Genomic DNA, 17,561 nt, shown 5'->3' with positions numbered 1-17,561 from the left:
GGCTTTGGCCTGATATGTCGGGTTAAAACCCGCTCTACAAAATAGTAGGAGCATTAAAATGGACGACATTAAATACAGCAATACGCATCATCAACATGAGCACAGCCGCACTAATTATGATGATCAATTAGATTATGGTACGCCTGCGAGTGATTCAGACGTTCAAGTCACGTTGATGATTGATGATAGAGAAATTACCGTGCCAGAAGGTACCTCTATTATGCGTGCCTCAATTATGGCGGGCATTAACGTGCCTAAACTATGCGCAACAGATAGCTTAGAGCCTTTTGGTTCATGCCGTTTGTGTGTGGTGGAAATTGAAGGTCGTCGTGGCTATCCAGCTTCATGTACAACGCCTGTAGCAGAAGGTTTAAAAGTACATACGCAAACGCCTAAGCTTGCCGATATTCGTCGCGGTACGATGGAACTGTATATTTCAGACCATCCTTTAGATTGCTTAACCTGTGCAACCAATGGTGATTGTGAACTGCAAGACATGGCTGGCGCAGTAGGTTTGCGCGAAGTGCGTTATGGCTATGAAGGTGAAAATCACCTGAAAGCAGAAAAAGATGAAAGCAACCCTTATTTCACCTTTGACCCAAGTAAATGTATCGTCTGTTCACGTTGCGTGCGCGCTTGTGAAGAAACGCAAGGCACCTTTGCACTCACTATCTCAGGTCGTGGCTTTGAATCAAAAGTAGCTGCTGGTGTAACCGATTTTATGAATTCAGAATGTGTGTCTTGTGGCGCTTGTGTGCAAGCTTGCCCAACGGCAACATTGATTGAGAAAACCGTGATTGAGCATGGTGTGCCTGAGCACAGCGTGACAACAACCTGTGCTTATTGTGGCGTTGGTTGTTCATTTGACGCTGAAATGAAAGGCGAAGAAGTCGTTCGCATGGTACCGAATAAAAATGGTGGCGCAAACCACGGCCATTCATGCGTAAAAGGACGTTTTGCATGGGGTTACGCAACACACAAAGACCGTATCACCACACCTATGATACGTAAAAGCATTCATGATGAATGGCAACAAGTGAGCTGGGATGAAGCATTTAGCTATGCCGCCAGTGAAATTACCCGCATTCAAGCCAAATATGGCAAAGCTTCTGTGGGCGGTATTACATCGTCACGCTGCACCAATGAAGAAGTTTATGTCGTGCAAAAACTAGTACGTGCAGTGTTTGGTGTAAACAACGTGGATACTTGCGCACGTGTTTGTCATAGCCCGACAGGTTATGGTTTAAAACAAACAATAGGTGAATCAGCAGGTACGCAAACCTTTGACTCCGTGATGCAGTCGGATGTCATTTTTGTGATTGGTGCAAACCCAACAGATGGTCACCCAGTGTTTGCTTCACAAATGAAACGTCGCTTGCGCGAAGGTGCAAAACTGATTATTGCCGATCCACGCGCGATTGATTTGGTGGACTCTCCACACGTTAAAGCAGATTATCACCTTAAATTACAACCAGGCACTAACGTGGCATTAATCTCCGCTATTGCACACGTCATTGTGACTGAGGGCTTAGTGAATGAGGAATTTGTAAAAGAGCGTTGTGAGTGGGATTCATTTGTAGAGTGGCGTGATTTTGTTGCGCTCCCACAAAACTCACCTGAAGTATTAGGTTTGGCAATGGGCGTGCCAGCTGAAGAGCTGCGCGCAGCAGCAAGACTATATGCTACTGGCGGCAATGCTGCGATTTATTATGGTTTAGGCGTTACCGAGCACAGCCAAGGTTCTACCATGGTGATGGGTATTGCAAACTTAGCCATGGCAACCGCTAACATTGGCCGTGAAGGCGTGGGCGTTAACCCATTACGCGGTCAAAATAACGTGCAAGGTTCTTGTGACATGGGCTCTATGCCACATGAATACCCAGGTTATCGTCATGTGTCAGATGAAGCTACGCGAGAGTTATTTGAAGGCGCATGGGGTCGTCCGTTAAGTAATGATCCTGGTTTACGTATCCCTAACATGCTGGACAATGCCATAGAAGGCAGTTTTAAAGCGATTTACTGTGTTGGTGAAGACATTGTGCAGTCTGACCCTAACACACAGCATGTAACGCATGCGCTAGAGAATATGGAGTGTGTGATCGTGCAAGATTTGTTCTTGAACGAGACTGCAATGTTCGCGCATGTATTCTTCCCAGGCGCATCATTCTTAGAAAAAAGCGGTACATTTACCAACGCTGAGCGTCGTATTTCACCGGTGCGCCGTGTGATGACACCAAAAAATGGTATGGAAGATTGGGAAGTGACAGCTAAATTCTCGAATGCGCTTGGCTACCCTATGGACTATAAACACGCTTCTGAAATTATGGATGAAGTGGCAAGCCTAACACCAACATTTAAAGGCGTTAGCTTCAAGAAACTTGACGAGTTAGGCAGCATACAGTGGCCGTGCAATGACGAGCAACCACTAGGCACGCCGACCATGCATATCGATGAATTCGTACGCGGTAAAGGTAAATTCTTCGTGACGCAATATGTGGCGACCACTGAAAAAGTAACGCCTAAGTTCCCACTGATTCTAACGACAGGTCGTATCCTTTCGCAATACAACGTAGGAGCACAAACACGTCGTACTAAGAACGTAGCTTGGCATAGCGAAGATATTGTGGAAATTCACCCGCATGATGCAGCAGAGCGCGGCATTCACGAAGGTGATTGGGTAGGTATTGCTAGTCGAGCAGGTGAAACTGTATTGCGTGTAAAAATTACTGAACGTGTGCAACCTGGTGTGATTTACACCACGTTCCACCATCCAGAATCTGGCGCAAACGTCATTACGACTGAGAATTCGGACTGGGCAACAAACTGTCCTGAGTTTAAGGTCACCGCCGTACAAGTGACACGCGTGAATCAGCTTTCTGATTGGCAGCAACATTACAAAACCTTTAGTGAAGCACAGTTGGCGTTTGCCGATAGAGACCTAGAAGCAGCAAAAATTGAGCTTTAGCAATAAGTTTATTTAATGTTAGCCGTCATTCATCAGCTACTACGTCATTCCAGTGAAAGCTGGAATACAGTTGCTACCAATAGCTGTGCAAAGCAAGCCAATGGATACCAGCTTCTGTTGGTATGAAGGTGTGTGTAGTTGGCAGATTTACATATGGTTAAATTGGTTGCAGATGTGCCATTAAGCACGTTGAGTGTTTCACAATGGCAAAATGGTGAAATAGTAAAAACGCAAGATTGTTTGGCAGAAGAAACACCGGTGGCGCTGATTTACAACGGTGTTTCACATGCGGTGATGTTGGCAACGGCACAAGATTTAGAAGATTTTGCACTTGGTTTTTCGCTTAGCGAAGGCATCGTACAAAGTGCTGGTGAGCTATATGGCATTGAATTACAAGTGCAAAGTAATGGCATAGAGTTGCATTGTGAAATTGCTAGTGAACGGTTTATGCAGCTTAAAGAGCGACGTCGTACCTTAGCAGGTAAAACTGGCTGCGGATTATGTGGCGCTGAAAATTTAGCACAAGCCATGCGTTATCCAGCGTTGCTAAAAACATATCGCAGGTTTAATGCAAGCGCCATAGTGACTGGCTTGAAAACCATACAGGCGCAGCAGAAGTTACAACAGCAAACGGGCGCAACCCATGCTAGTGCTTATGTACAGGCTGATGGCACGGTGAGCTTGGTGCGTGAGGATGTAGGAAGGCATAACGCACTGGATAAGTTGGTTGGCGCACTAGCAAAACAAGAGCTTGATAGGACTGGTTTTATTATTACCACCAGTCGTGCAAGTTTTGAAATGGTACAAAAAACAGCAAGCGCTGGCGTGGGCATGTTAGTCGCGGTTTCAGCACCCACAGGTTTGGCAGTGCGAGTAGCAGAACAATGCGGCTTAACCTTAGTTGGATTTGCAAGAGAAGGTCGTTATGTGATTTACAGTCACGCTGACAATATTATGAATGAGTAAGATTAGAGAAAAGTAAAAATGGATATTCAACGCTTAATTTCAATGGCTAATCAAATCGGTGATTTTTACGAATCATATCCAAACCAAAGTCACGCTCAAAAAGACATTGCAGAGCATATCAATAAGTTTTGGGCATTATCGATGCGTAAACAAATTGCAGAGTATGTGAGTGAACAAAGCGGTGCTGGCATACATGCTCAAGTGCAGAACGCGATTAAAGCACATTTAAAGCTTTGAACTATTTAAGTTACTGAATTAGGTAGCTGAGGCTCTTATGCTACTTTACGCGCTGAAATAACCTAAAGCCCTCTTTTCTGTCAGCCGCGCGTTTGCCGTTCCAAATCTGTTTCCACTCCTGACCAGGCTGCATTTTTCCTACACCTCTTACGTCTTGCAATAAATAAAAATCACAATTTAATTGCTGCGTGGTTTCAAAAGGCAGTAGTTGAATATTGGTGTAGTAATTAAGCAATAAGCCTTGAGCCTGAGCTACATCTAGGCTGTTGATGCAGTTATATGTTTTTGGTAGTACTTTATTCATGCTTAAAAACACTGTTTGATAGCTTTTAGCTGAGTCTATCAGTGGTAACCAAAGCGTCATTAATAAGCCCCAGCCAAAAGTCATTCCTACTGCCCAATTGGTCACTGTGGACTTATTGGTTTGTTTAGCCCGCATGCAAACAAACATCCATATGAGGGTAATTGCTAAGGCAATAACAAATGATAACCAGTTAAAATGAGTTGCATATGCACCAGATAAGAACTGCATGCGCTCTTTAATTTTGACAGGATAGCCAGTCAGCATTGCTGCCCAACCTAACCAAATCAGCGCACCAATTAGCCCAAATAGCATGACGCCAAACCAGTTCAAAGCCGCAGCCGCTCCGCGTTTTAGATGTTCTACACTGCCTGCACCTAGTGCTACAAGTGGTAAAAGTAAAGGTAGTGCATTAATGTCTTTAGTGCTGGCACCTAACCCTAAGAAAAATAAACTGCAAACAAAAAAGCTAATCATCAACTGAAATTTAGGTTTGCTGAGCAACTGTTGGCGATAGCGCCATAAGCCTAATACTGCCAATGGCAGGGCAGGCCAAGCATACCAAATTAAGATACGTAAAAAATAGAGGTGGTTTAATTGGTTGAAATTATTAAGATTGAGTTGCCACCAGCTCAATAGCATTGCAGGGTAGTAATTTTGCAGTAATAGAATCCAAGTTAATATCATTGGGGCGGCAATCACAATGGCTAGACTCAAGAACTTTGCAAAGCTTTTTGTGCGCCAAATTTTGAATATTAAAGGCAGTATAAGTGCGGTACTTAGTAAAATAAGTGCTGGCATTACACCAAAGCTTAAAAACCCGATGCCAAGCGCGGCTCCCAAAAGAGCGCTTGCACGCCAAGGGCGGCGCTTAGACAGCGCTAATGCATAAAAGCCAGTCGCCAAGCAAGTTAGGTTTGCGATTTCAGCGCTCAAGCTGTGTGCGCTGATAATCAAACCTATGGTACCTATCATAATGAATGTAGCGTGACGCCCGACACCACGCGTCCACAGCTCTCTACCGGTCATTCCCACCATGAGCAATAATATGGCTAACCAAATGGTATTGAACAGCCTGGCACCGTCATGAGTGCTTAGTAGTGGAGAGAGTAATTTTGCGCTGGCAGCTGCACTTAGGTAGTAAAGAGGAGGGGTCGAAGGAAAGGATTCGCCACTAACTAAAGGCGCAAGTATGCTGCCACCATCTAAAATATTTTTGACAATATTGATGCTGGTAGACTCTAGCGGCTTCCAAGGTGCATGACCAATTAGGCCTAATACAATCCAGATTGCACATAATAAAAGTAATAGTTGTGTTTTTGCCCCGTCACCTATGCGTGCCCGCGGTGTTGACATATTACCTTGCCAGTCGTGATCCAGTTGAAAACGCATAATATTGAGTCGCTAAGTTTGCTTTTTTATTAGTCTTAATTGTTTATTTTAACCGATTGTGTCGCGCAGCAAGAAATTCTGTTGAATTAAATGAAGCTGCGTTATCGATGTTGAGTCTTTTAGTTACGAAAATAAAAAAGGCAGCCTGAGCTGCCTTGATATTTGCAATCTAGATTGCAAAGTATGATTACATACCGTATTTTTTACGGAATTTATCAACACGACCAGCAGTATCTAAAATCATTTGTTTACCAGTGTAGAACGGGTGTGATTTTGATGATACTTCGATTTTAACCAATGGATATTCTTTACCATCAGTCCATTTGATTGTGTCGCGCGCTGAGATAGTAGAGCGAGTGATAAAACTAAAATCTGCACCGATGTCTTGAAAAACAACGTCGCGGTATTCTGGATGGATTCCATCTTTCATAATATAGCCTCAATATGTGTTGCCGAAAGATACGGCACTATTTAGTAGTTCGTTAGTAAGTGCAAATTGCTGTAAAAATACAGTTTCGCTGTAACCGCGCATTATATTTGCATTCTGGTTCGTGCGCAAGGTTATGTGTTAATTAAGCTGATAAATCTTAGTAAGCTATAGCCTTAACAACTACAGCTTATTTAGCCGCGACGCATGCTGTCAAAAAAGTCAGCATTGTTTTTCGTGGCTTTGATTTTGTCTAACAAGAACTCCATCGCCTCTAGATCATCCATAGGGTAGAGTAGTTTACGAAGCACCCAAATTTTCTGTAGCACATCTTTTTCGATAAGAAGCTCTTCACGACGCGTGCCAGATTTATTAACATTGATAGCAGGATACTGACGTTTCTCAGCCATTTTACGGTCAAGATGAATTTCCATATTACCCGTACCCTTGAACTCTTCATAGATGACATCATCCATGCGAGAGCCAGTATCAACGAGGGCTGTAGCAATAATAGTTAATGAACCACCTTCTTCGACATTACGCGCAGCACCAAAGAAACGTTTTGGGCGTTGTAATGCATTGGCATCCACACCACCAGTTAATACTTTGCCAGAAGATGGGATTACGGTATTGTAAGCTCGCGCTAAACGAGTAATAGAGTCTAATAGAATGACGACGTCTTTTTTATGTTCAACCAAGCGTTTAGCTTTTTCAAGCACCATTTCAGCAACTTGTACGTGGCGTGTTGCTGGCTCGTCAAAGGTTGACGCAACGACTTCGCCTCTTACTGAGCGGGTCATTTCTGTCACTTCTTCAGGACGCTCATCAATCAACAACACGATTAAAATTACATCAGGATGATTTGCAGTAATTGCATGCGCGATGTTTTGCATCATCACGGTTTTACCGCTTTTCGGGCTCGCGACCAATAAGCCACGTTGACCGCGACCAATTGGTGCAATCATATCAATTACGCGGCTAGTAATGTTTTCTACACCTTTGATATCACGCTCTAATGTAAGTGGAATCGTTGGGAATAGCGGTGTTAAGTTTTCAAACAGAATTTTGTGCTTAGTGTTTTCAGGCGCCTCACCGTTGACTACATCGACTTTAACTAGTGCGAAGTAACGTTCACCATCTTTAGGGATGCGAATTTCACCTTGTATGCTATCGCCTGTGTGCAGATTGAATCTGCGGATTTGTGAAGGTGATACGTAAATATCATCTGGACCAGCTAAATAAGACGTGTCTGGCGAGCGCAAAAATCCAAAACCATCTTGTAGCACCTCAAGCGTCCCATCACCAAAAATGCTTTCTCCCTTTTTCGCTTTATGTTTCAAAATGGCGAAAATCAAATCCTGCTTGCGCATTCGACTAGCATTATCAATTTCATCGGCGATAGCCATTTCTACTAGCTCTGTAACGGGTAAATGCTTAAGGTCGGATAAGTGCATGGAGGCTCACTAAAACAAGAATTGTGTGGGGCAGGATTGAGAACTACAGATTTAAATTAAAGGATAATTTCAAAAAATGCTTGATTTTAAGGGGTTAGAAATCAAGCATTTGTGATGACATGTACAGCCTAAATGGTTTAGATGTTGCTGTCAATGAATGCTGTTAATTGAGATTTTGATAATGCGCCAACTTTTGTCGCTTCAACATTACCATTTTTAAATAGCATCAATGTTGGAATGCCACGAATGCCGTATTTTGGTGGCGTTAGTTGATTATCATCAATATTTAGTTTGCCCACTTTAAGACGGCCAGCGTACTCTTTAGAAATTTCATCTAAGATTGGCGCAATCATTTTGCAAGGGCCACACCATTCTGCCCAGTAGTCTACTAAAACAGGAAGTTGTGACTGCAGTACATCTTGTTCAAAACTTGCGTCGTTAAGGTGTGTGATATGCTCGCTCATGGAAAACCTCTAATTGGTTAATGCTTTTAAAAAAAATTATTACGTATCGTAACGAAAAAAACTGTTTTAGTGAAGTGCAAAATGCGAAAGATCTAGTTAAAAGTAAATTTCTGTAATGTTAAGTGATGACCACTTCTATTAAAGATAGTTTTACTAATTAATGACACTATATTGTATGCGTTCAAAATGATGTGAACGCTCCACAATTTTAGTGAGCATAATCACATGTGTGCTGTTATTGTACGTGATCGATAATTGGCGCGCAGGTTGATATGTGCCAACCCGAGCAATAACTGTCGCAAGTTGCTTTACTGCAACGAGTTCAGGCAGTAATAATATCATTTCTTCACGGCCTGTTTTGTCGATGTGAGCGATTGCACTTTGCGCGCGCGGCGCAATTAGCTGTACGCCTATATCTAGCCTATCTCTACTACCGCAGGCTGCCCAGCGCACTAAGCCTATAGACCAATACTGCTCACTTTTAGTTTTAAAACCTAATAGTCCGCCAATGCGTATATTTTTCTCGGCAGTCGCGTGGCGTCTAACCGACATTCCAATCGCGCTAATGTTAATAATATGCCAGCGTGAAGGTTCTGGCATATTTTCGCTATGTTGGAGTTTGCCAATGTTAGCATGCGCGGTGTGTTCTACATTTGCACTAGAGAAATAATGTATGGCAGGAATACCCGTCACAATCTCAATTTCACCTTCTGACTTGGTGCGGTTGAAAATGCGTTTTTGCGTCACGCCCCAGTGCTTGATGAGGTAAGTTAACAAATCGATATATTCATCACGATTTGCATTTGCAGGAACGCCGCCATCTTTAGGCAGTTGATTATTTTGCAAAGAATTTAAATCTTGGTGGATACCAATCACTAAATCTAAGGTCTGTAACAGAATGTCACTGTCAGGATTGGGTTCGACTTTCTGTTTGCTATATGGAACCGGTGGTTTGTTTGAAGATAGATTGACAATAAAACAGCTAGTGGTGATTTCTAAAGGCGCAACAATCGATATTCTTGCGTTTTCAACATGAAATGCTAAATATTCAGCGGCTAAACGCATGTTCTTCTGTGTTAAATGCTGAGGGTCAGCAAGTGACATCAATAATGCATGCTTGTAAGTGTTTTCTATGGTGTTGGCAATTGTCGCGGTTGACCCGACTACGGCTTTCTCTTCATCTACTTTAACGTTTTGTACACCAAGTTTTATGGCGCAAAAATAAAGTTGATGCAAGTCGCTCCATATATGTTCTGGCGGCGTTGAGTATGTTTGATAGTAGGTCAATGCGTGTTCTGCTACAGCGTGCATCGCACGTTGTATGGCATTTGCCGAACTTTTGTCGGTGCCCAATTTAATCAGCTGATTTTGCAAATCAACCAACACAAGTTTGTAGCCATAGCCTAGCTCTAGCCATAATGACTCTGCTGCAGCAGCTGCCAATTTGGCTTTGTCGTGTAATGGTAAAGCCGCGTTGCTATAGTCTTCAGCAAGCGCTTGCACGGTGCTAATTAATAGCGGGCGATACGCATCTAGCGCTTGTACTCTATTGGTTGGAGATATTTTCTGGCGGTTTAATATTTCTAATTCACTGTGTAAGTGCGAGGCAATGTCTAGCGGATTCTTGGCAATATGATCTAACAGCGACTGGCTGATTTTCTGTGACCGAGTCTCGGCAATGATAATTGGATTATCTTTAAGTGAAGGAATATTAAGATTTAACGCCATTTTTTTACTTCTTATAGGCCTAGGGCAGATTTATGATTGTATGATAATGTTTACATTTACACTAGTATTTACACTGGCAAAATAACATTCATCTGGATGGCGCTTAATTAGCGGCAGAATGGACGGTTTGCTTGATTTCAAACCTTGTATTTTAGAAAATTACTCAATGCGCCAACTTTTACTTTGTTTTTCTTTATTACTATCCCTCACGGCCAATTCATTGGCGACTGCTGCGGAGACGACACCTATTTCTTTTGAATTAAAAGATACCGCTGGCGTTAAACACAAACTGGCTGCTTACAAAGGTAAATGGGTGCTTGTGAACTATTGGGCAACTTGGTGTCCACCATGTTTAGAAGAGGTGCCAGATTTGGTCAATCTTTACGATCACCGCAGAAAAAAAGACTTGATGGTATTGGGTGTTGTTTTTGATTACAAAAGTACTAAAGAAGTGGCAGGTTACGTGGATGATATGTTGATGTCGTATCCAATTGTTCTGGGTGACGATGAGGTTGCTGCGCAAATTGGAACGGCGGATGTGTTGCCCACCACGTTTATTTTTAACCCACAAGGTGAGTTGGTTAAAATTAAACGCGGCTTAATTACTAAGCAATATATTGAAAAGATAATTGGCGTTGCTAAGTAAATTAGTTAGACGCCAGCGTATTCAGTTAGTGTGGCACCGCGATGCTGTTGCCTTCAGCGTCTAAAACATTCAATTGGTTTTCATCAGCAAAATGCATCAGTTGCGCATAGCCTTCAGGGTTCACGGTTTTTAGCTTCAAATCTACGGCTAGGCAGCGTACGCCGTTTACCACTTTTGGTTTTAAGTACGGTGAGTATCTCAGTTTGCGGTCTTCGCCAAACGTCGCGTAAGTGCTACACATACGATCCACCCAGTCGCTAGGGCGAAAAGGTTTGCCTGCACGCGTGTTACTTTCGATGATAATTTCGCCGCTTACTTGTGTCATTGTGGGTTGTGTTGTCATGTGTGATTTACCAGTTCTTTTAGCCGTATTTCAGAGGTGTTCTGTGTTATTCGTGCTGCATATTATAGCATTTTCAGTTTAAATGCGCCGCCTCAAGCTGGTGAGATGCCCAAGGCGCGCAGGTGTTTCCTTTATGGTAAGTATTCAAATACTTTAACCACTTTAGTCACGCCATCAGTATTGCGAGCTATTTCTACCGCTTCATCAGCTTCTTTATTAGTGACTATACCTAATAGATAAACGACGCCATTTTCGGTGACTACTTTTACATAGTTAGCTGGAAATTTATTTTCAGTTACAAATTTTGTTTTGATTTTAGAGGTGATGTAGCTATCGTTGCTACGTGAACCAATAGTCGATTTAGGCCCAACAGTAATTTCGTTAGTGATTGAGCGTGTGTTGGTGATTTCTTTTACCAAGTTTTCCGCTTTAGATTTAGATTCAGCCGCAGGCACTTCACCTGTTAGCAATACATTGCGGTTGTAGCTGGTGACGTTCACATGCGCGTCTTCACCCAAGTTTGTTTCCATTTTCTTAACAGCTTTTAGTTCGATATTCTCATCTTCTACATAAATGCCAGAAGTGCGTCTATCAGCCGCCATTGCGCCAGTCGCTGCGGCACCGCCAACTACAACGGGTACGCAAGCGGTGATTTGTGAAATGAGTGCTGCGGATAAGATTAGCTTTAGTGCGGTTTGTTTGGTCATACTTGATTTCATAGATTGCTCCTTGATGTTACTTTAGATAACCCCTAGGTTAATTTTAACTTATATCTTTAAGCTTTAAATACGTTTTATATTAGCACTGTAAAACAGCATTTTCGCGAATGATACGCTCATTATGCGTCAAATGCATTACGAACCCACTCGATGTGATTGACGTCTGCTTTATTCATTAAAATGGCGTCAAAGCGGTATTGGCAGTCGCCATGTTGTTGTAAATAATGTTGCGCCGTCAAAATGAGTTTTTGCTGTTTTTGCGCTGTAATGCTGGCACCAGCGCTGCCAAATTGACTATTTGATCTTAACCTAACCTCAATAAACACCAGCGTTTTGGCATCTTTCATCACCAAATCAATTTCACCGTATTTGCAATGATAGTTTTGCGTCACTAATTTAAGGCCGTGATTCGCCAAAAAAGTTGCAGCTAACTTTTCGGCCTCAAGTCCTGCGTTGTTTTTGCTTAATTTCATAAACTTAATTTCATGGACGAGATATTAGCTAAAGCTGTAAACTTCTAGTATGAACTATTTTAAATTAAATGGCTGGCCTGCATGAGCGCGGTTACATCAACAGGTACATTATATGTAGTCGCAACGCCTATCGGCAACTTGGGCGATATGACTATTCGCGGCTTAGAAACACTTAAAACGGTAGATGCGATTGCCGCGGAGGATACGCGCCACACCTCGGGTTTGTTGTCGCATTTTGGCATTAGCAAAAAGCTTATCGCCGTGCATGAACATAATGAACGTCAATCCGCAGAAAAGTTACTGATGCAACTTCAAGCAGGTGAAAATATAGCCTTGGTTACAGATGCTGGTACGCCTGGCATAAGTGATCCCGGTGCTGTGGTGGTTGATTTAGTGCGCAAGGCAGGCGTTAAAGTTGTGCCGATTCCGGGTGCGAGCGCTGTCATTGCGGCTTTATCAGCGTCTGGCATTACGCAAAATGGCTTTCACTTTCACGGTTTTTTACCAGCAAGCGGTGCCGCGCGCCGTAAAGTATTGGAAAGCTTAAAATCACAAACCGTGACTTTAGTGTTCTACGAAGCACCACACCGTATTGTGGAGTGCGTGGAAGATTTAGCTAACGTGCTAGGCGGTGAGCGCCGTTTGACCTTCGCCCGTGAGCTTACCAAGACTTTTGAAACGTTTTACACATGTAGAGCAGATGAGGCCAGTGCTTGGTTACAGGCCGATACTAATCAGCAACGTGGCGAATTTGTGTTATTGGTAGAAGCTGCTGCGGTAAAAGAGGCGGAAGAGATTCCAGAGGAAACAGTCAGAGTATTGAAGTTATTGCTTGCCGATTTGCCACTTAAGCAGGCGGTAAAATTAGCCACTGAAATCACGCATGAAAAGAAAAATGTGTTGTACGAATTTGCCTTAAAGCTAAAAGAAAATCCTTAAAGAAATATCTAACTCAATCAGTTAAAGCCTTAAATATGACTACTCCAAATTCACCTACCACGACTTCAATTAAAATCACCCGCCCAGACGATTGGCATTTACATTTACGTGATGGCGCAGCCTTAAAAGCGGTGTTGCCAGATACGGCACGCCAGTTTGCTCGCGCCATTGTCATGCCTAATTTGCGTCCGCCAGTCACAACTATTGAGTTAGCTACTGCTTATCGTCAGCGTATTGTGGAAGCGCTACCCGCTGGCATGCAATTTGAGCCGTTGATGACATTGTATTTGACTGACAACACCACAGCGGAAGAAATCGCCAAAGCAAAAGCGAGCGGCATTATTCATGGCGTGAAGCTTTACCCAGCAGGCGCAACCACCAATAGTGATTCAGGCGTCACCAGCTTAGATAAATGCGCAAGCGCACTAGATGTGATGGAAAAGCTTGGGTTGCCGCTGTTAGCACATGCGGAAGTCACAGATGCCGATGTGGATGTATTTGATAGAGAGCGCGTATTCATTGAGCGCCATATGATTCCACTATTAAAAAAATACCCTGCTTTAAAAATCGTGTTTGAGCATATCACCACTAAAGATGCGGCAGATTTTGTGATGAGTGCGCCAAGCAATGTCGCCGCAACCATTACCGCGCACCACTTATTGATGAACCGTAACGACATGTTTAAAGGTGGCATACAGCCGCATTACTACTGCTTACCAATCTTAAAGCGCGAGGAGCATCGTGTGGCTTTGGTAAAAGCTGCTACTTCTGGTAACCCTAAATTTTTCTTAGGTACAGATAGTGCACCACATGCCAAGCATACTAAAGAGGCGGCTTGCGGTTGTGCTGGAATGTACACGGCACATACGGCGATAGAGCTTTACGTAGAGGCTTTTGAAGCGGCGGAAGCTTTAGATAAATTGGAGGGGTTTGCGAGTTTTTATGGGGCAGATTTTTATGGTTTGCCAAGGAATAAAGAGCAGATTACTTTGGTGAAAGAGGGCTGGAAAGTACCTGAGAGTTTGCCGTTTGATGGAGGAGATGTGTTGGTGCCTTTGAGGGCGGGGCAGGTAATAAGTTGGAGCCTTAAGTAGTGGTCGTCTGCAAGAAATAAGGTATGCGAACAACCTTATCACGATATAAATTTCAGCGCTTAGCACGCGAATCTTTACGTAATTCGCTCCGTCTTCATTCGGACGCAATTTTACTTTACGAGAATTCTTCTTATCCCTCAGCATTTCAACTTGCGGTGTTGGCTTTGGAGGAGCTCGCTAAAGCTAAATGGGTTTCTCATTATTATTATAGTTCTATTACGAATGAAGGTTTTCCCGAAGCTGATTTTGAGCAACATTGGCTTATGTTGCTCTATTCCCATACTGAGAAGCAATATGCATTTATTGCAAGAGATGTGTTTGATTATTCACCGAAGTTGGTTAAGTTTATTAAGGCTAAAAAGCTTGAACTAAAGAAACAGCAATCAACCTATGTTAGCTTGGAGCGAGCAAACAGAAATGTTGATGTCAGTGGGCGTATTTCTACCCCAGAGCGTCTTAAGCAGAAAGATGCGAAGCAATTAATATCACTTGTTAATAATGAGTTCATTGAAATATATGAGTGCGTTCTTCTAAATGGCGAATGCTTTGGTATTAATGAAGTTGATAATGTTATAAGTTCAGAAGAGCATCAATTTTTGTTCGTATGGCCTCATAAGCCTGGATTAAAGTCTCGCCATTTCCTCAAGCAACACATAGTTCTTAGTGAGTAGGTGTGCAATACCTTTATTTGCATATCGTTTCACTGTTGCATATTGTAAGCGGTCGCTTTCGCGCGACTGGCGAGTTACTTTCTTTTGCTTAGCCAAAAGTAAGTAACCAAAGAAAAGGCTACGCCCTCCCGCTTGATTCCTGTTCTACTCAGCCTCATGGGCGGCAATCGGAAACTCGCTTCGCTCAAACAGTCGCTTGCCGAAAACTCCCATGAAACTGAGAAGATCAGGCGCGGTAGCAGGGGATTTTATGTCAAAACCAGCTGAAGCTTTGTACTTTTGTAGGAGCGATGTTTACATCGCGAAGCTTTTCGCGCAATACAACAGGCATAAGCGCGGTAGCAGTGGATTTAAAGTCAAAAACTGTGAGTTTTCATGGTTGGTGGTTTAATGCAAGAATCTCTCGTCCGTCATTCTCGCGTGGGCGGGAATCCAGTTTAGGTGGTGGTCATGAGTGCGTGTTGATTGAAAAGTTGCTGGTATTCACATTGCCTAGATTCCCGCCTACGCGGGAATGACGGACGGGGTGGAAGTGCGCTTAGTATAAGCGGTAGTTGTTTTGTTCGTTCTTGTTGCGCAATTTAAAGCTGCCACTCAATTGGAGCTTGACCGTGTTTGCTTAAGTAGTCGTTAATCTTAGAGAACTGATGATTGCCAAAAAAGCCTCGGTGCGCTGATAAAGGCGAGGGGTGTGGTGATTTCAGTACCAGATGTTTTTTGGGGTCTATCATTTCCCCTTTTTTCTGCGCATAACTGCCCCACAGCACAAACACTAATCCTTCTCTGTGTTTATTTAAAGCGGTAATTGCGGCATCGGTAAAGGCTTCCCAGCCGCGCTTTTGGTGTGAGCCAGCATTGGCCATTTCAACTGTGAGTGTGGCGTTGATTAGCAATACCCCCTGATTTGCCCACGGAGTTAGGTCGCCTTTTCTGCTCATTTTTACGCCTAAATCTGCTTCAATTTCTTTATAAATATTCATTAGTGAAGGGGGTAAAGCTACGCCCTGTGGCACTGAGAAGCTTAAGCCATGAGCCTGTGGTTGTCCTTTATCTTGACCATGATAGGGGTCTTGTCCAACAATGATTACACGTACTTTGTCAAAATGTGTGTGATTGAATGCATTAAAAATCAATGGGCTAGGTGGAAAAATCGTTTTTCCGTCGGCCTTTTCTTGTTTTAAGAAAGCACGTAGCGCTTGCATGTAAGGTTTATCGAACTCCTCACCAATGACTGCTTGCCATGAAGGATGAAGTTGACCGGCTTTTTCTAGTGGCATGATTAAATACAATAGTTGTTAGGTAGATAGATTATAACGGTATCTAGATTGTTTAAGAATTGCATCCTGAGGCATGTTAAAATACTACCCGAAGCTGGCTAGACAGTCGCCGCTCACGTAAGTGGGGGGAGGAAAGTCCGGGCTGCATAGAGCGGGATGACGGCTAACGGCCGTACGTTGAAAGCTTGGGGCTAAGAAATTAGTTCATTGAGTATAAGGCGCGGAATAGGGCCACAGAGACGAGCGTATTTAGTTACGGTGAAACGCGGTAACCTCCATTCGCAGCAAGACCAAATAGGCTAGCACTTTACGCCGATGTTTACATTAGCGTAATAAGGCGTGGTTCGCGCTGCTAGCGGGTAGGTTGCTTGAGCGTACAAGTAATTGTGCGCCTAGATGAATGACTGTCGTGCGTTGCAAAACGTAAACAGAACCCGGCTTATCGGCCAGCTTCAATTAAATTCTATTTCATTCCTCAACATTTTATTTTTCCTGCGCGGGCTAAGGTTAAATCTTGCTCTGGTTAACGTCTAGGTGGGAATAACAAAAGTTTACAATTCTTGCTAATTCAGTTCGCTAATTACAATTCAATTGCTTTCATCATTGTTCTGATAATCTACATTCACTTAATTTCGTATGTGCTTAATTTATAACGATATTATTTTTAGTATTAAAATGCGCTAAGTCATTGAGATATAAAGAGAAAATAGTAAAAAAGGGCTTGCATTGCCCTATTTTTTTATCTATAGTTCATCTTAGTGGGGAAAAGTGGGGTTTTGTGGAGATTTCTGCTTGAACCTAATTCTAACTGAGGCTAAGGGCGGTTAGAAATTCCTCACTTTTTTCATCATTTTATTTGCCATATTTTTATGGCAACAATTTAGGTTAATTATTTAAACATGTTTCGCGGCGCGACATCATTAAGTTTAGATGCTAAAGGCAGATTAGCAGTGCCAACTAAGCACAGGGAGGCTTTGCAGCTTCAATGTGCTGGTGATTTGGTGTTGACCGCGCATCCACATCGTTGCTTGTTGCTGTATCCGCAACCTGCTTGGGAGCCAATTCAAGCCAAAATGATGGCGTTGTCGTCATTCGATAAGCAATCAAGTGCTTTGCAGCGTTTGTTGGTTGGTTTTGCGGAAGATGTGTCTATGGACAGCGCAGGTCGTATGTTGGTATCGCCAGTGCTACGTGATTTTGCAGGATTGGATAAAGAAGTGATGTTAGTTGGTCAGGGTAGTCACTTTGAATTATGGAATATGGAAGCTTGGCGTGCACAACTTGCACAAGTGATGCAAGACGACAATTTTTCTATGCCATCAGAACTCGAGGGCTTCTCGCTGTGATTAAGGGCGTGAACAGCGCGCCCACCAAAGCATCATTGTCTTTAAAAGAAACGACTTTAAAAGATGAGTCCCCCAAAAAAGCGTCTGCACACGGTGTTTTAAACCAAGGCGTTTTAAAT

The 17,561-nt window shown here is 43.0% G+C and carries 18 protein-coding genes and 1 other RNA gene; 10 read left to right on the top strand and 9 right to left on the bottom strand.

What is annotated here, in order from left to right; translation table 11 throughout:
* Nucleotides 1-58: 58 nt before the first annotated feature.
* The 3 genes from fdhF to PSU72_RS07650 all read left to right on the top strand — a co-directional run bounded on the left by fdhF (nucleotide 59) and on the right by PSU72_RS07650 (nucleotide 4,168).
* Entirely contained in the window at nucleotides 59-2,965 is a 2,907-nt protein-coding gene (fdhF, locus tag PSU72_RS07660; RefSeq protein ID WP_300431736.1) for a formate dehydrogenase subunit alpha, read from the top strand.
* 153 nt (nucleotides 2,966-3,118) lie between these two features.
* Nucleotides 3,119-3,931, top strand: coding sequence for a formate dehydrogenase accessory sulfurtransferase FdhD (gene fdhD, locus PSU72_RS07655; protein WP_300431764.1), 813 nt, complete (start codon nucleotides 3,119-3,121; stop codon nucleotides 3,929-3,931).
* A gap of 18 nt (nucleotides 3,932-3,949) precedes the next feature.
* Nucleotides 3,950-4,168: a formate dehydrogenase subunit delta gene (locus PSU72_RS07650; protein ID WP_300431735.1), complete on the top strand. Its 219-nt coding sequence runs from the start codon at nucleotides 3,950-3,952 to the stop codon at nucleotides 4,166-4,168.
* A 40-nt stretch (nucleotides 4,169-4,208) separates the two neighbouring features.
* Here PSU72_RS07650 and PSU72_RS07645 read toward each other — a convergent pair whose 3' ends face one another.
* From PSU72_RS07645 to PSU72_RS07625, 5 genes are all read right to left on the bottom strand, one after another.
* A complete protein-coding gene (locus PSU72_RS07645) occupies nucleotides 4,209-5,861 on the bottom strand; it encodes a glycosyl transferase (protein ID WP_300431733.1) in 1,653 nt (550 codons plus the stop codon).
* 187 nt (nucleotides 5,862-6,048) lie between these two features.
* Complete coding sequence (locus PSU72_RS07640; protein ID WP_300431732.1) at nucleotides 6,049-6,291, bottom strand: type B 50S ribosomal protein L31; 243 nt, start codon at nucleotides 6,289-6,291, stop codon at nucleotides 6,049-6,051.
* Nucleotides 6,292-6,482: 191 nt separating this feature from the next.
* Nucleotides 6,483-7,742, bottom strand: coding sequence for a transcription termination factor Rho (gene rho, locus PSU72_RS07635; RefSeq protein ID WP_013149112.1), 1,260 nt, complete (start codon nucleotides 7,740-7,742; stop codon nucleotides 6,483-6,485).
* Nucleotides 7,743-7,879: 137 nt separating this feature from the next.
* Nucleotides 7,880-8,206 carry a thioredoxin TrxA gene (trxA, locus tag PSU72_RS07630; protein WP_013149111.1) on the bottom strand — a complete coding sequence of 109 codons (327 nt, stop codon included), beginning with the start codon at nucleotides 8,204-8,206 and terminating at the stop codon, nucleotides 7,880-7,882.
* 153 nt (nucleotides 8,207-8,359) lie between these two features.
* Nucleotides 8,360-9,934 carry a hypothetical protein gene (locus tag PSU72_RS07625; RefSeq protein WP_300431731.1) on the bottom strand — a complete coding sequence of 525 codons (1,575 nt, stop codon included), beginning with the start codon at nucleotides 9,932-9,934 and terminating at the stop codon, nucleotides 8,360-8,362.
* A 166-nt stretch (nucleotides 9,935-10,100) separates the two neighbouring features.
* Here PSU72_RS07625 and PSU72_RS07620 point away from each other — a divergent pair, with 166 nt between their 5' ends.
* Nucleotides 10,101-10,580 carry a TlpA disulfide reductase family protein gene (locus tag PSU72_RS07620; protein WP_300431730.1) on the top strand — a complete coding sequence of 160 codons (480 nt, stop codon included), beginning with the start codon at nucleotides 10,101-10,103 and terminating at the stop codon, nucleotides 10,578-10,580.
* A gap of 25 nt (nucleotides 10,581-10,605) precedes the next feature.
* On the opposite strand, the gene PSU72_RS07615 is transcribed toward PSU72_RS07620, so the two are convergent.
* From PSU72_RS07615 to PSU72_RS07605, 3 genes are all read right to left on the bottom strand, one after another.
* A complete protein-coding gene (locus PSU72_RS07615; RefSeq protein ID WP_300431729.1) occupies nucleotides 10,606-10,923 on the bottom strand; it encodes a DUF3579 domain-containing protein in 318 nt (105 codons plus the stop codon).
* 131 nt (nucleotides 10,924-11,054) lie between these two features.
* The gene (locus PSU72_RS07610; RefSeq protein ID WP_300431728.1) at nucleotides 11,055-11,642 is read right to left on the bottom strand and encodes a BON domain-containing protein; all 588 of its coding nucleotides are present in this window, start codon (nucleotides 11,640-11,642) and stop codon (nucleotides 11,055-11,057) included.
* A gap of 119 nt (nucleotides 11,643-11,761) precedes the next feature.
* Nucleotides 11,762-12,115 carry a YraN family protein gene (locus tag PSU72_RS07605; protein WP_300431727.1) on the bottom strand — a complete coding sequence of 118 codons (354 nt, stop codon included), beginning with the start codon at nucleotides 12,113-12,115 and terminating at the stop codon, nucleotides 11,762-11,764.
* An 81-nt stretch (nucleotides 12,116-12,196) separates the two neighbouring features.
* Between PSU72_RS07605 and rsmI the strand changes: the two genes are divergently transcribed.
* The 4 genes from rsmI to PSU72_RS07585 all read left to right on the top strand — a co-directional run bounded on the left by rsmI (nucleotide 12,197) and on the right by PSU72_RS07585 (nucleotide 15,337).
* Nucleotides 12,197-13,054, top strand: a complete 858-nt coding sequence (rsmI, locus tag PSU72_RS07600; RefSeq protein ID WP_300431726.1) for a 16S rRNA (cytidine(1402)-2'-O)-methyltransferase — start codon at nucleotides 12,197-12,199, stop codon at nucleotides 13,052-13,054.
* Nucleotides 13,055-13,089: 35 nt separating this feature from the next.
* Complete coding sequence (gene pyrC, locus PSU72_RS07595) at nucleotides 13,090-14,148, top strand: dihydroorotase (RefSeq protein WP_300431725.1); 1,059 nt, start codon at nucleotides 13,090-13,092, stop codon at nucleotides 14,146-14,148.
* 23 nt (nucleotides 14,149-14,171) lie between these two features.
* On the top strand, nucleotides 14,172-14,819 hold the full coding sequence (locus tag PSU72_RS07590) for an AbiV family abortive infection protein (protein WP_300431724.1): 648 nt from the start codon (nucleotides 14,172-14,174) through the stop codon (nucleotides 14,817-14,819).
* Between the two features lie 290 nt (nucleotides 14,820-15,109).
* Entirely contained in the window at nucleotides 15,110-15,337 is a 228-nt protein-coding gene (locus PSU72_RS07585) for a hypothetical protein (RefSeq protein WP_300431723.1), read from the top strand.
* A 63-nt stretch (nucleotides 15,338-15,400) separates the two neighbouring features.
* Here the strand turns inward: PSU72_RS07585 and ung are convergent, their stop codons facing one another.
* On the bottom strand, nucleotides 15,401-16,096 hold the full coding sequence (gene ung / locus PSU72_RS07580) for a uracil-DNA glycosylase (RefSeq protein ID WP_300431722.1): 696 nt from the start codon (nucleotides 16,094-16,096) through the stop codon (nucleotides 15,401-15,403).
* A gap of 90 nt (nucleotides 16,097-16,186) precedes the next feature.
* On the opposite strand from ung, the gene rnpB reads away from it, so the two are divergent.
* Together rnpB and mraZ are read left to right on the top strand one after the other, a co-directional pair.
* An RNA gene (gene rnpB / locus PSU72_RS07575) (RNase P RNA component class A) lies at nucleotides 16,187-16,554 on the top strand.
* Nucleotides 16,555-16,995: 441 nt separating this feature from the next.
* A complete protein-coding gene (gene mraZ / locus PSU72_RS07570) occupies nucleotides 16,996-17,442 on the top strand; it encodes a division/cell wall cluster transcriptional repressor MraZ (RefSeq protein ID WP_013149101.1) in 447 nt (148 codons plus the stop codon).
* Nucleotides 17,443-17,561 lie beyond the last annotated feature (119 nt).

Origin of the sequence: Methylotenera sp. (assembly GCF_029945535.1) — a bacterium.
In the GTDB taxonomy this organism is placed as follows: Bacteria; Pseudomonadota; Gammaproteobacteria; order Burkholderiales; family Methylophilaceae; genus Methylotenera.
Note: the sequence above shows the minus strand (reverse complement) of the source record. Positions and strands in the feature narration are given on the sequence as shown.

What these genes read in the sequence shown, in the direction of transcription:
- fdhF (WP_300431736.1), top strand. Translation starts at nt 59, where the DNA reads ATGGACGACATTAAATACAGCAATACGCATCATCAACATGAGCACAGC.
- fdhD (WP_300431764.1), top strand. Translation starts at nt 3,119, where the DNA reads ATGGTTAAATTGGTTGCAGATGTGCCATTAAGCACGTTGAGTGTTTCA.
- PSU72_RS07650 (WP_300431735.1), top strand. Translation starts at nt 3,950, where the DNA reads ATGGATATTCAACGCTTAATTTCAATGGCTAATCAAATCGGTGATTTT.
- PSU72_RS07645 (WP_300431733.1), bottom strand. Translation starts at nt 5,861, where the DNA reads ATGCGTTTTCAACTGGATCACGACTGGCAAGGTAATATGTCAACACCG.
- PSU72_RS07640 (WP_300431732.1), bottom strand. Translation starts at nt 6,291, where the DNA reads ATGAAAGATGGAATCCATCCAGAATACCGCGACGTTGTTTTTCAAGAC.
- rho (WP_013149112.1), bottom strand. Translation starts at nt 7,742, where the DNA reads ATGCACTTATCCGACCTTAAGCATTTACCCGTTACAGAGCTAGTAGAA.
- trxA (WP_013149111.1), bottom strand. Translation starts at nt 8,206, where the DNA reads ATGAGCGAGCATATCACACACCTTAACGACGCAAGTTTTGAACAAGAT.
- PSU72_RS07625 (WP_300431731.1), bottom strand. Translation starts at nt 9,934, where the DNA reads ATGGCGTTAAATCTTAATATTCCTTCACTTAAAGATAATCCAATTATC.
- PSU72_RS07620 (WP_300431730.1), top strand. Translation starts at nt 10,101, where the DNA reads ATGCGCCAACTTTTACTTTGTTTTTCTTTATTACTATCCCTCACGGCC.
- PSU72_RS07615 (WP_300431729.1), bottom strand. Translation starts at nt 10,923, where the DNA reads ATGACAACACAACCCACAATGACACAAGTAAGCGGCGAAATTATCATC.
- PSU72_RS07610 (WP_300431728.1), bottom strand. Translation starts at nt 11,642, where the DNA reads ATGAAATCAAGTATGACCAAACAAACCGCACTAAAGCTAATCTTATCC.
- PSU72_RS07605 (WP_300431727.1), bottom strand. Translation starts at nt 12,115, where the DNA reads ATGAAATTAAGCAAAAACAACGCAGGACTTGAGGCCGAAAAGTTAGCT.
- rsmI (WP_300431726.1), top strand. Translation starts at nt 12,197, where the DNA reads ATGAGCGCGGTTACATCAACAGGTACATTATATGTAGTCGCAACGCCT.
- pyrC (WP_300431725.1), top strand. Translation starts at nt 13,090, where the DNA reads ATGACTACTCCAAATTCACCTACCACGACTTCAATTAAAATCACCCGC.
- PSU72_RS07590 (WP_300431724.1), top strand. Translation starts at nt 14,172, where the DNA reads ATGCGAACAACCTTATCACGATATAAATTTCAGCGCTTAGCACGCGAA.
- PSU72_RS07585 (WP_300431723.1), top strand. Translation starts at nt 15,110, where the DNA reads ATGTTTACATCGCGAAGCTTTTCGCGCAATACAACAGGCATAAGCGCG.
- ung (WP_300431722.1), bottom strand. Translation starts at nt 16,096, where the DNA reads ATGCCACTAGAAAAAGCCGGTCAACTTCATCCTTCATGGCAAGCAGTC.
- mraZ (WP_013149101.1), top strand. Translation starts at nt 16,996, where the DNA reads ATGTTTCGCGGCGCGACATCATTAAGTTTAGATGCTAAAGGCAGATTA.